The 12,311-nt window shown below is 68.1% G+C and carries 10 protein-coding genes; 3 read left to right on the top strand and 7 right to left on the bottom strand.

The genetic code is table 11. The features are described from left to right. Positions 1-7: 7 nt before the first annotated feature. Complete coding sequence (locus OZ671_RS07495; RefSeq protein ID WP_268860158.1) at positions 8-487, bottom strand: MarR family winged helix-turn-helix transcriptional regulator; 480 nt, start codon at positions 485-487, stop codon at positions 8-10. A gap of 83 nt (positions 488-570) precedes the next feature. On the opposite strand from OZ671_RS07495, the gene OZ671_RS07490 reads away from it, so the two are divergent. Beyond that, entirely contained in the window at positions 571-1,041 is a 471-nt protein-coding gene (locus tag OZ671_RS07490) for a carboxymuconolactone decarboxylase family protein (protein ID WP_268860157.1), read from the top strand. Positions 1,042-1,053: 12 nt separating this feature from the next. Here OZ671_RS07490 and OZ671_RS07485 read toward each other — a convergent pair whose 3' ends face one another. Beyond that, a complete protein-coding gene (locus OZ671_RS07485) occupies positions 1,054-2,607 on the bottom strand; it encodes an EAL domain-containing protein (RefSeq protein WP_268860192.1) in 1,554 nt (517 codons plus the stop codon). A 135-nt stretch (positions 2,608-2,742) separates the two neighbouring features. Further along, the gene (locus OZ671_RS07480) at positions 2,743-5,040 is read right to left on the bottom strand and encodes an NADP-dependent malic enzyme (RefSeq protein ID WP_268860156.1); all 2,298 of its coding nucleotides are present in this window, start codon (positions 5,038-5,040) and stop codon (positions 2,743-2,745) included. A gap of 408 nt (positions 5,041-5,448) precedes the next feature. On the opposite strand from OZ671_RS07480, the gene purM reads away from it, so the two are divergent. Both purM and purN read left to right on the top strand, forming a co-directional pair. After that, the gene (gene purM, locus OZ671_RS07475) at positions 5,449-6,525 is read left to right on the top strand and encodes a phosphoribosylformylglycinamidine cyclo-ligase (protein WP_268860155.1); all 1,077 of its coding nucleotides are present in this window, start codon (positions 5,449-5,451) and stop codon (positions 6,523-6,525) included. Then, a complete protein-coding gene (purN, locus tag OZ671_RS07470; protein ID WP_268860154.1) occupies positions 6,522-7,109 on the top strand; it encodes a phosphoribosylglycinamide formyltransferase in 588 nt (195 codons plus the stop codon). The genes purM and purN overlap by 4 nt, the downstream gene beginning before the upstream one ends. Positions 7,110-7,122: 13 nt before the next feature. Here the strand turns inward: purN and OZ671_RS07465 are convergent, their stop codons facing one another. From OZ671_RS07465 to ndk, 4 genes are all read right to left on the bottom strand, one after another. Further along, positions 7,123-7,869, bottom strand: a complete 747-nt coding sequence (locus OZ671_RS07465) for an AraC family transcriptional regulator (RefSeq protein WP_268860153.1) — start codon at positions 7,867-7,869, stop codon at positions 7,123-7,125. A 372-nt stretch (positions 7,870-8,241) separates the two neighbouring features. After that, on the bottom strand, positions 8,242-9,207 hold the full coding sequence (locus OZ671_RS07460) for an AraC family transcriptional regulator (protein WP_268860152.1): 966 nt from the start codon (positions 9,205-9,207) through the stop codon (positions 8,242-8,244). Positions 9,208-9,499: 292 nt separating this feature from the next. Then, positions 9,500-11,605 carry a molybdopterin-containing oxidoreductase family protein gene (locus OZ671_RS07455; RefSeq protein ID WP_268860151.1) on the bottom strand — a complete coding sequence of 702 codons (2,106 nt, stop codon included), beginning with the start codon at positions 11,603-11,605 and terminating at the stop codon, positions 9,500-9,502. Positions 11,606-11,728: 123 nt separating this feature from the next. Continuing rightward, on the bottom strand, positions 11,729-12,154 hold the full coding sequence (ndk, locus tag OZ671_RS07450) for a nucleoside-diphosphate kinase (protein ID WP_038313878.1): 426 nt from the start codon (positions 12,152-12,154) through the stop codon (positions 11,729-11,731). Positions 12,155-12,311: the final 157 nt, after the last annotated feature.

Below are 12,311 nucleotides of genomic sequence, written 5' to 3'. Positions count from 1 at the left end.
GGCAAGGTCAGCCGGCGGTGCCCGCCGGCTCCATCGCCACGGCCACCAGCCAGCGCCTGACGACCTGCTCGTCGGCCGCGCTGAGGCCGCGCACGAGCTGCTCCTCAATCGCGCGGACCTGGCCGCGGCAGCGCGCCAGCAGGGCTTCGCCCGACGGCGACAGCGCGAGCTCCTGGATACGGCCGTGTATGGGGTGAGCCGTGCGCGTCACCGCGCCGGCGCGTTTCAGATTGCCGACGATGACACTGACCGTCTGCGGCGTGAGCAGCGTCAACCGGGCAATATCGGCATTCGACAGGCCCGGATAGGCTGCGATCATGGTCATGACCAGAAACTGGGGCGGCGTCGTGTCGAGTCCGGCCAGCGCCCGCTCCATGCGCAGCCTGTGCATGCCGTGGGCCTGCCGCAGGAGGTAGCCGAGATAGCCTTCCTCACCTCGCTTGCCTTCGCCGATGTCAGGTGCCTTGGCCGGCCGCGGCTTGCGCATGATATTCGAGCTCTTATATCTTGTTCGTGCACTGATATTATGCACGCACCGTTGCGACAATCCAGATCCGAAAGAGCCATCCCATGTCCGCGTCACCGGCCCGCCTGACCCAGGCCGCCTTTTCCGCCGCCGTGCCCAAGGCCTATGCCGCGCTGCGGGCGCTGAATGCCGAGCTCGGCGAGCTCGGCCTCGATCCCGCGATCATCGAGCTCGTCAGGATCCGCGCCTCGCAGATCAACGGCTGCGCCTATTGCGTCCAGCATCATCTGAAGGATGCCCGGCGCATCGGCGTGCCCGAGCACAAGCTCGAACTGCTGGTCGCCTGGCAGGAGGCCGGCGTGTTCTCGCCACGCGAGGAAGCCGCCCTCACCTGGGCCGAAGCCCTGACCGACCGGCCCGGCCCCGGCGCGACGGACGAGACCTATCGTGTGGTCAGCGCAGCCTTCGACGCCAGCGAGATCGCCGCGCTCACCATGGTGATCGGCACGATCGGCCAGCTCAACCGCATCGCCGCGTCGATGCGATTTGCCGTCGCCGTCCCCAAGGAGGCATGACGCCGGGCCGGGTCAGGCGAGCGTGAGCCGCTTCGGCGGCTCGCTCGCCACGACCGGATCCATGGCCTCGACCAGCTTGATGAAGGACGGGCCCGGCAGCGGCGGCGCGAAGACGTATCCCTGGGCGCTGCGCACGCCGCGCCGGCGCAGCGCTTCGACCTGGGCAAAGGTCTCGACCCCCTCGGCCACCACTTCCATGTTCAGGTGGGCTGCAAGATCGATCAGGCTGTCGACGATGGCCGTCGACTGCCGCTCCGCGCCGAGCGCGTCGATGAAGAGCTTGTCGATCTTCATGACGTCGACGCCCAGTTTCAGCAGATAGCTCATGCCGCCATGGCCCGTGCCGACATCGTCGAGCGCGACGCGCACGCCCATCGCCTGGAAGCGCGCGATGATGGCGCGGGCCGTATCGGCGTCCTCCAGCGGATCGCGCTCGGTGACCTCGAGCACGACCTGCGACAGCGCGACGCCGGGACCACCGAAAATGGCGGCGACGTCGGTCACGATGCGGTCGCTCTTGAAATGGGCGGCACACAGATTGAAGCCGCATTTCAGCTTCGGGCGCGCATCGTAGGTCGGCCCGAGCTCGACGGCGGCCTGGCGCATGAGCGCAAGGGTCAGCGGGAAGATGAAGCCGGAGCGCTCGGCATGATCAATGAAGGCGCCAGGCGCGATGATGCTGCCGTCGGGCTTGCGCCAGCGCACCAGTACCTCGCAGCCGAGAATGCGGCCGGTGTCGAGATCCAGGATAGGCTGGTAATGAGGCACGAACTCGCCGCGCTCGAGCGCGGTGCGCATCTCCGCCAGGGGGTCAGCCCGCCGGCGCGCCACCAGCACGATGAAGGCGGCCAGGAGCAGGCCGATCGCCGCGGCGACGGCGGTCGCCAGGGCGACGAGCCAGCTTCGCGCGTTGCGCCAGTCGGCCCGCGAGGCGCTGGTGACAACGGCCACCGGCAAACGCTGCGAGACATGTTCGAGGCGGGCGTCGAAAGCGCCCTCCGGCCCCCAGTCGCGCGGCACGAGCAGGGTGGAGCCGTCGCTCAGCCGGATCTCGACCGCGAGCCGGTCGCCCGGGGCGCTCATTTCCTGGAACGGCGCGAACAGGCTGGCCGCCACCAGCCCGCCGAACATCGAGCGGTCGCCCTCCCGCCAGACGATGCGCAGCGCCCGCCCTTCCGAGCCGAAGGCGACGACCGAGCCGACGAGAATACGCGGGTCGCGGGTCGGCAGCAGGTCGGACAATGGAGAGATGCGGACGAGCTCGCCGATATTGTTGCACAGAACCGAACCGTCCGAGGCGAGCACGGCCACTTCCTTGAGGACGGGCGAGCCGAAGGTGAGCACGCGCAGCGCCTCGCGGTCCCGGAGGTTGCAGCCGTCGGCGCGGCGCAGGGCTGCCTCCTTCAAGGTCGCGACCGACCGGTCGACGGCGCTCTCGACCCGCTGCAGCACGATCCGCGCCGTGCGCTGCAGGTGCACGTCGAGCGCATGGTCGACATAGGCGCTGGAGCCGAAATGGACGGCGACAGGCAGGGTTATCGCGACGGCGACCGCCGCGATCCACACCAAGCACTTTGCCCCCGCACCTGCCTTCAAGGTCCCCACCGATCACAGCCGAAGCCGCCGACACCAGGCAGGATCGCATGATACCGGCGCAATCTAGGGGGCGCCTCTTAACGCACTGTTGATCGGCGGTCGATTTCAACCCTCGCGGGTACGCGCCGCCTCCTGGGCCTCGACCACGGCGAAGGCGGTCATGTTGACGACGCCGCGCGCGGTCACCGACGACGTCAGGATATGCGCGGGCTTTGCCGGACCGACCAGGATCGGGCCGACCGGCAGCGCATCGGCCAGCACCTTGATCACCTGGAACGCCGTGTTGGCGGCCGCGATGTTCGGCATGATCAGCACGTTGGCGACGCCGGTCAGCTTGGACTGCGGCAGGATGCGCTCGCGCAGGTCCGGCACCAGCGCGGTGTCCGCGTGCATTTCGCCGTCGACCTCCAGGCCCGGGGCGCGCTGCCAGATCAGCTCGACCGCCTTTCTCAGGGTCTCGGCGTCGCGATCGTCGTGGCTGCCGAAGTCGGAATGACAGACCAGCGCGATCTTCGGCTCGATGCCGAAGCGGCGCACGTGTTCGGCGGCGATCACCGTCATATTGGCGATCTGCTCGGCCGTCGGCTGGTGGTTGACCTGCGTGTCGGCGATGAACAGCGGTCCCTTCGACGTGATCAGCAGCGCGAGCGCAGCCAGAGTTTCACAGTCCGAGCCGAGCCCGATGACCTGCCGGATATGCCGCAGATGGGTATTGTAGCGCCCCTCGACGCCGCAGATCATGGCGTCGACGTCGCCCCGCGCCAGTGCGACCGCCGCGATCGCCGAGTTCGAGGTCCGAATGATCGTGCGGGCCGCGTCCATCGAGACGCCGCGCCGGCCGACCCGCTCGTGATAGGCCGAGACATAGTCGCGATAGCGCGGATCGGACTGCGGATCGATCAGCTCGAAGTCCTTGCCCGGACGGATCGACAGGCCGAACCGTTCGAGCCGCTGCTCGACGACGGCCGGCCGCCCGATCAGCACCGGCATGGCCAGGCCTTCCTCGATCACCACCTGCGCGGCGCGCAGGATCCGCTCATCCTCGCCTTCGGCATAGATGACGCGCTTGGGCTCTTCGCGCGCCTTGCCGAACACCGGCTTCATGAGCAGGCCCGAGCGGAACACGAAGCGGTTCAGCTCATGCGCATAGGCATCGAAATCGGCGATCGGCCGGCTGGCGACGCCGGTTTCCATGGCGGCCTTCGCCACAGCCGGGGCGATGCGCAGGATGAGGCGCGGATCGAAGGGCGAGGGAATGAGATTGCCGGCGCCGAAGGTCGCGACCTCGCCGCCATAGGCCTTGGCGACGACGTCCGAGGGGGTTTCGCGCGCGAGCGCCGCGATGGCGCGCACCGCGGCGAGCTTCATCGCCTCGTTGATGGCGGTCGCACCGCAATCGAGCGCCCCGCGGAAAATGTACGGAAAGCACAGCACATTGTTGACCTGGTTGGGGAAATCCGACCGGCCGGTGCAGATCATCGCGTCGGGCCGGGCTTCGCGCGCGACGTCGGGCATGATCTCGGGATTGGGATTGGCGAGCGCCATGATCAGCGGACCCTTGGCCATGCGCTGCACCATTTCCGGCTTCAGCACGCCGGCGGCCGAGAGCCCCAGGAAGATGTCGGCATCACCGATGACGTCGCCGAGCGTCCGGGCATTGGTATCCTTGGCATAGACCTCCTTATAGGGGTCCATCAGCGCCGCCCGGCCCTTATAGACCACGCCCTCGATGTCGCAGACCCAGATGTTCTCGACCTTGGCGCCGAGCTCGACCAGCAGATTGAGGCAGGCAATGGCGGCAGCCCCTGCCCCCGAGGTGACGATCTTCACCTCCTCGATGCGCTTGCCCATCAGCGCAAGCGCATTGGTCACCGCCGCGCCGACGATGATCGCCGTGCCGTGCTGGTCGTCATGGAAGACCGGGATCGCCATGCGTTCGCGCAGGCGGCGCTCGACCTCGAAACATTCCGGCGCCTTGATGTCCTCGAGATTGATGCCGCCGAAGGTCGGCTCCAGCGCGGCCACGACATCGACGATGCGGTCGACCTCGTTGGCGTCGATCTCGATGTCGAAGACGTCGATGCCGGCGAATTTCTTGAACAGGACGGCCTTGCCTTCCATGACCGGCTTGCCGGCGAGCGGGCCGATATTGCCGAGACCGAGCACCGCCGTGCCGTTGGAGACGACGGCGACGAGGTTGGCGCGCGCGGTGAGCTCGGCGGCCTGGCTGGGATCGGCGACGATCGCCTCGCAGGCCGCGGCAACGCCGGGCGAATAGGCAAGCGCCAGGTCGCGCTGGTTGCCGAGCGGCTTGGTGGCCTGAATCTCCAGCTTTCCGGGCCGCGGCAGGCGATGATAGACCAGCGCGCCGGCCTTGAGGTCTTCGGTGATTTCCTTGGACATTCGCCCCTCCAGTCCCTGCGCTCACGCGTCCCAGTGTCACGGCCCGCGACATTTGCCCGCCCTGGCCGTCGGCCGCGGCTGCGCCGCACCCGTCCCGGGTGCGCGGGCAAATGCCAGAATCAAGGAACCACTACCAACTCTTTGATTTTAAGTGGAGCTTTGAATCCGACTTTCGCCTGCCCGGCTCGATCGCCCGGGCGGGCCACCGTCGCATCCGCGCCTTGCGGCCAACCTTCCGACATTCGCGGGGCCGGCGATAGGTATCGTGTTGGTTGAGGACCTTCGCCGTCAGGGAAAAGACGGCGGCCTGCGCGCCGCGGCCCGGCGATAAGCCGGAAATTCGCCGGACAGCCGTTGCAGACCGGGCCCGAGCGGGCTATCGGGGCGGGTCTAACGGGGACAAGCCACGTGACCGACAAGCCGAAAGCCACAAACGGCCTCACCTATGCCGAGGCGGGCGTCGACATCGACGCCGGCAACCGCCTGGTCGACATGATCAAGCCGATGGTGCGGGCCACCGCCCGTCCTGGCGCCGATGCCGAGATCGGTGGTTTCGGCGGCCTGTTCGACCTGAAGGCGGCCGGTTTCAAGGATCCGGTCCTGGTCGCCGCCAATGATGGCGTCGGCACCAAGATCAAGATCGCCATCGAGGCCGGCCGGCACGACACGATCGGCATCGATCTCGTCGCCATGTGCGTCAACGACCTGGTCGTCCAGGGTGCGGAACCGCTGTTCTTCCTCGACTATTTCGCCACCGGCAAGCTGGCCCCGGCCGCCGCGGCGGAAGTGGTCAAGGGCATCGCCGCAGGCTGTCGCGAGGCGGGCTGCGCGCTGATCGGCGGCGAGACCGCCGAAATGCCGGGCCTCTACGCCTCCGGCGACTATGATCTGGCCGGCTTTGCGGTCGGCGCGGCCGAGCGCGGCACACTCCTGCCGCGCCCCGACGTCACGAGCGGCGACATCGTGCTCGGCCTCGGCTCGTCCGGCGTGCATTCGAACGGCTACTCGCTGGTTCGCAAGATCGCCGCGGTCTCCGGGCTCGGCTGGGACGCGTCCGCTCCCTTCGCACCGGGCCGGACGCTTGGCGAAGCGCTGCTGACGCCGACGCGCATCTATGTGAAGAGCGTGCTCGCCGCCCACCGCTCGACCGGCGCAATCAAGGCACTCGCCCACATTACCGGCGGCGGTTTCGTCGACAATATCCCGCGCGTCCTGCCAGATGGTTTCGGCGTCGCCGTCGATCTTGCCGCCGTACCCATGCCCCCGGTCTTCGGCTGGCTCGCCAAGACCGGCGGCCTTGTCCAGAGCGAGATGGTGCGCACCTTCAACTGCGGCATCGGCATGGTCGTGGTCACCGCGCCGGCCGAAGCCGAGCGCGTCGCCGCCGCCTTGACCGCTGCGGGCGAGACCGTGGTGCGGCTCGGCGAGGTCGTGCCGGCCGCCGCCGAGCCGCGCGTCACCTTCGCCGGAGCCCTGTCGCTGTGAGCCGCAAGCGCGTCGCCATCCTGATTTCCGGCCGGGGCTCCAACATGGCCGCGCTGATCGAGGCGGCCAAGGCCGCCGACTATCCGGCCGAGATCGCGCTGGTCCTGTCCAATGTCCCCGATGCCGGCGGGCTGGCGCGCGCCAGCGCCGAGGGGATTGCAACCGTCACCGTCGATCACCGGGCTTTCGGCCGCGACCGCGAGGCCTTCGACCGGGCCATGCACGCCGAACTGGTCCGGCACGCGATCGATATCGTCTGCCTCGCCGGCTTCATGCGCATCCTGACGCCCTGGCTGGTCGCGCAATGGCCGCACCGGATGATCAACGTCCACCCCGCCCTGCTGCCGGCCTACAAGGGTCTCGATACCCATGCCCGAGCCCTTGCCGACGGCGCGACCGTGCATGGCGCGACCGTGCATTTCGTCGTCCCAGAGCTCGATTCCGGTCCGATCATCCTGCAGGAGGAGGTGCCCGTCCTCGCCGATGACACTGCCGAGACGCTCGCAAGCCGCGTGCTCGCCGCGGAGCACCGGATCTATCCCGCGGCGCTGCGGATGATCGCGACCGACTACAAGCTCGCCTGAGGCACGGCGGCGTTCAGCCGCCTGCCAGTTCCAGCGCCGTCTGCCGGTAGTCGCTCGGCGTCGTGTCATCGACCCGCCGGAACGCCCGATAGAAGGTGGAAAGCGAGTCGAAGCCGCAGGCAAAGGCAATGTCGGTGACCGATCGCCCGGGCGCGGCCAGAAGCTGGCGCCGGACCTCGGCAATGCGCATTGCCGTGATGGTGGCCTGGCAGGTGCTGCCGGTCGGTTCGAACACGACGTGCATCTGCCTCACGGAAATGCCGAGCGCGCGAGCCAGAGTGTCGACACCGAGGTCCTGCCGCGCCAGATTGTTGCGGATGAGCCGCAGAGCCGTCTTCAGGCAGGCATCGCGCACCGCCGCGCGGCTCTCCGGTTCGCCGGCGCGCACCGATCCCCGCGAGAGCAGGACGAGGCGGGCGAGATGCGCGACCGACTGTTCGGCCTCGCCGGCCTCCAGCACCGCCACCTCCTCGGCCAGCGACATGAAGGCGGCCCGCAGCAGCCGGGCAAATCGACCGTCGGGCGTCAGCACCGCCGTGTGGTAGCCGCGGACCAGCCGGGCAAGCCGGCCCTTGCCCTCGAGCGGAATGCGCAGCAGGCGGACGTGCATCTCTGCGCCGGGCCGCTGCCGGATCGCGAAGGGCAGATCGGTATGACTGGTCGCAAGCGAGCCGGCTCCGAGATAGACGCGGCCGGCCGGCGTTTCGCACCATCCGGGACCGGCGACCAGATGCGAGATCCGGAGGCTGTCGCTCGACACGCGGCCGATATCCGCCGCTGTGCGGGTGACGTCATAGGCGCTCGATCGGATTTCGGAAAAAAGCGCCCCGCCAACGGCGAGCGATGAAAACGCCCCCCAAAACGAGGCTTGCCGCTCGCGCTCGACCTCCATGGTGACGCCCGCCAAATGCCGGCCCCGTACCTCGCGCCAATGCTCGAAGCGTTCGTGGGGGCGCAACGTGTCTGTCGTCCATGAGATCATGAATGCTGCAACCGGCTCGGCACCCCTCTGTCGGCCCGCCGCGTCCCCGCGGGCACTTGTTCCCGCGGCGGTTGCCATATCGGCCGCCAATTGTCTTCTCAATGCGCGCAAACTCCGGAGAGGCAGCGAAACGCCGCTGCCGCAGGGGCGTCACGCGCTCAAGGCCGCGGCGACCCGCATGTCCGTCGCGGTCATTCCATGCGCCTGGCGGAAGGCGCGATAGAAGGTGGAGAGCGAATCGAAGCCGCAATCGAAGGCGATCTCGGTGACCGACCGGGCCGGCCTCTCGGTGAGCATGCGGCGTGCCTCGGCGAGGCGCAGGGCGAGCACAGTGCGCGAAAAGCTGAGGCCGGTCGGCTCGAACAGCAGGTGCACCTGGCGCAGCGAAATGCCGAGTTCGCCGGCGATCCGCTGCGGCGAGAGATCCGGGCGGCGCAGATCGCGCATCATGATCGCGCGGGCAGCACCGAAAAACCCATAGCGCAGCGCCGCCCGGCTTTCCGGCGCGCCGCGGCCGAGGCGGCCATGCGCCATCAGGGCGAGACGGGCGAGATGGTCCACCGCCGCCCCGGCATCCTCGCCCGTTCCTTCGGCGGCCGCCGCCCGGAAATGGCTGAAGGCCGCCGACAGCACCACGGCAAGGCGCGGATCGTGCGTGATGAGGGTCGAATGCAGCCCACGGGCCGGCCCCGCCAGATCCTCGCGCCCGGCGAGCGGGATCTTGAGAATGCGCAGGTCGAAGCCGCGCGCCGTGGTCGGCTCGGTGCGATAGGGACGCTCGGTATGGCTGATCGCCAGGCGCCCGGCCGGGATGACGAATTCACCGCCACCGCGGCTGTCGAACCAGCTCGCCCCTCCCACCTGTTCGTAGAGGCACAGGGCATCGCTCGGCGTGCGCGCAATGTCGGCCTCGCTGCGCGCGACGCGATAGGCCGAGGCGCGCATCTCGCTGAGAGTCGCGTCGCCCGCCGCGATCGCCGCGAAGCGCCCACGGAAGCTCAGCCGCTCCTCGGAGGCGAGCGAAATGGTGACGCCGAAAAGATTGCGCGCGCGCACTTCGCACCAGTGATCGAAGCGTTCGTGTGGACGCAGTTCGTCGGTCGACCAGGAAATCATGAAATCCGGATGCGTCTGCTGCCGCCGGCGCGGGTCTGTCCGCGCGCCCCTCGCCGGCCCCTCTGACAGCGGCAGTGTCATTGCGCGCAAAAGTAGCGGTCGGCCGGGCCGGCGGCAAGCCACCTTCCCTAAGGGGCGGGCGCCGACGGCCGTTGCGCAACCTACCTTCATGGCGCAGGGCAAGCCGGGCGCGGATCGTGCGGCAGCCGAGACCGCCCGCCGGAAACGGTGCACTCTGTCCAGGACGCTGCGGAAGAACTGCCGCCGATGTCGTCCCGGCCGAACACGGACTTCAGTCGAGCGGACGGATCCAGGCGTGATTGTCGTGGAAGGCGGCGCCACCAAATGGTGCAACTGCGTCGGCTCCGGTCAGCATGTTGATGCCGCGGCCGTCCTCGTGGGCCGAATTGGCCCAGATCCCCTCGGCGATCAGCGTGCCCGGCCGGGTCTGCTCGGTCACCTTGGCGTGCAGGATGACCTCGCCTCGGCGGTTGCCGAGCTTGACGCGCATGCCGGTGGCGATGCCGAGCCGGTCCGCATCGGCCGGATTGATCATGACCTCGGGCCGTCCCTCGCGCTTGCGCGACGACGGCGTCTCGGTGAAGCTCGAATTCAGGTAGCTGCGCGCCGGCGAGGTCGCGAGCTTGAACGGATGCTCGGCGTCCGGCTCCTCGGTAACCGGCCAATGGTCGGGCAGGCCCGGCATCTCCTGCCAGGGGCCGAGCGGGCCGATATTGGCATAGGGCACCTCGGGCCAGTCCGGCTTGAAGCGGAACTTGCCGTCACGGTAGGCAAAGCCCCTGAGGTAGTGCGCTTCCTCGAATTTCGGCTGGACGTCGCGAAAATTGGTGGTTTCGAGCTCGGCCAGCGTGCCCCAACCGGAATGCTGCAGTGTCCAGTCGATGATCTCGCGCGGGCTCATGGCAAAGCCCTGGTGCTCCGCGCCGAGTCGGCTCGCCAGCGCCGAGATCACGTCGTGGTTCGAGCGGCACTCGCCCGGCGGCTCGATCAGCTTCAGGCCGAGCATGATGTGCTGGTGGCCGCCGCCCTGGTAGAGATCGTCATGCTCCATGAACATGGTGGCGGGCAGCACGATATCGGCCATCTTCGCCGTATCGGTCATGAACTGCTCGTGCACCGCGACGAACAGGTCGTCGCGCCGGAAGCCGCCGACCACCTTGGTCTGGTCGGGCGCGACATTGACCGGATTGGTGTTCTGGATGAACAGCGCGGTGACCGGTGGGCCGTCGCTGCCGTCGGGCCGGGCGAGCGCCGCCCGCTCGCCGGTCAGGATCGGCCCGATCCGCGACTGGTCGAGAACCCGTATCGCCGGATCACGCGCATCGAGCCCTTCGATCAGCGATTTGCGCCAGTGATAGATGGCGCCATTGTTGTGGAAGGCGCCGCCGCCCTCCACCTGCCAGGCGCCGGTGACGGCGGCGATGCAGGACGCGGCATGCATGTTGACCGCGCCGTTGCGCTGCCGGCCGAAGCCATAGCCGAGCCGGAAGAAGGTCTTCTTGTGCTGGCCCACCAGCCTGGCGAAGGCCTCGATCTCCTCGACCGAGAGGCCGGTGATCGCCGCGGCCCAGATCGGACCGCGCGAGGTCAGATGCTGCTCGAGCTCGGCGGGCACATCGGTATAGCGCGCGAGATAATCCCGATCGGCATAGCCATCGCGGAACAGGACATGCATGACCGCACAGGCGAGCGCCCCGTCCGTGCCCGGCTTCACGACAAGGCCGAGATCGGCCTGTTTCATCGTGTCGGTGCGATAGACGTCGATCACCACCACCTTGGCGCCGCGATCCTTGCGGGCCTTCATGGCGTGGGTCATGACGTTGACCTGGGTGGCGACCGCATTGGTGCCCCAGATCACCACGACATCGGCGAGCGCCATCTCACGCGGATCGACGCCGGCGAGCCTGCCGGTGCCGGCAATGAAGCCGGACCAGGCCATGTTGGTGCAGATGGTGGAGAAGAAACCCGAATATTTCTTCACATGACGCAGGCGATTGATGCCGTCGCGCATGACGAGGCCCATCGTGCCGGCATAATAATAGGGCCATACCGTCTCGGAGCCGTAGCGGGCTTCGGCCTCGAGCAGCCGGGCCGCCGTGATGTCGAGCGCCTCGTCCCAGGAAATCCGCTGGAATTCGCCCGATCCCTTCGGCCCCTTGCGGATCAGCGGATGCAGCAGCCGGTCCGGGTGATGCGTGCGCTCCGCATAGCGGGCGACCTTGGCGCAGACGACGCCAGCCGTGTAGCTCTGGCGGGCGTCGCCATGGACGCGGCCGATCGTCTTGCCCTCGATCACCTCGATGTCGAGCGAACAGGCCGAAGGGCAATCGTGCGGACACGTCGACTGACGGCGCTCGACCCTGAGCGGGGCATTCATCGCTAAAGCTCCTGTTGGCGCGATGCCGGCAAGCTTTAAGCGAAATCGCCCGAAACGACAAAGGCGGACCCGAAGGCCCGCCCCTGCACCATGCTTCAAAGGCCGGATCGGCTCCTGCGGGTGTCAGCCCGGCAGGATCTCGTTCTCGGAGAAGAACTGCGCGATCTCGATCTTGGCGTTTTCGGGCGAATCCGAGCCGTGCACGGTGTTCTCGCCGACCGAGCGGGCGAACTGCTTGCGGATCGTGCCGTCGGCGGCCTGGGCCGGATTGGTGGCGCCCATCACTTCGCGGTACTTGGCGATCGCGTTCTCGCCCTCGAGCACCTGCACGACCACCGGGCCGGAGGTCATGAATTCGACGAGCTCGCCGAAGAACGGCCGCTCCTTGTGCACGGCGTAGAAGCGCTGGGCTTCCTTGACCGACATCTGGATGCGCTTCTGGGCGACGATGCGCAGGCCCGCGGCCTCGATCACCGCATTGACCGCGCCGGTCAGATTGCGCTGCGTCGCATCCGGCTTCAGAATCGAAAAAGTGCGCTCGATGGCCATGGAAGAGTTCCCTGAGAAGGCTGGTCCTGGAAAGTTCGGGACGGTTGCGTTGGGTGGCGCGCTTCTAGCAGCGTGTTTACGCGCCCGCAACGTCTCGGGCGCGTTGGCGGCGGCGGGATGAACCGGACATGAAGAGGTGGATCAGAAGGCGTTCAGC

The organism is Phreatobacter sp. AB_2022a, from assembly GCF_026847585.1.
In the GTDB taxonomy this organism is placed as follows: domain Bacteria; phylum Pseudomonadota; class Alphaproteobacteria; order Rhizobiales; family Phreatobacteraceae; genus Phreatobacter.
The sequence above is the reverse complement of the archived record's forward strand: the minus strand, read 5'-3'. Positions and strand labels throughout refer to the sequence as shown.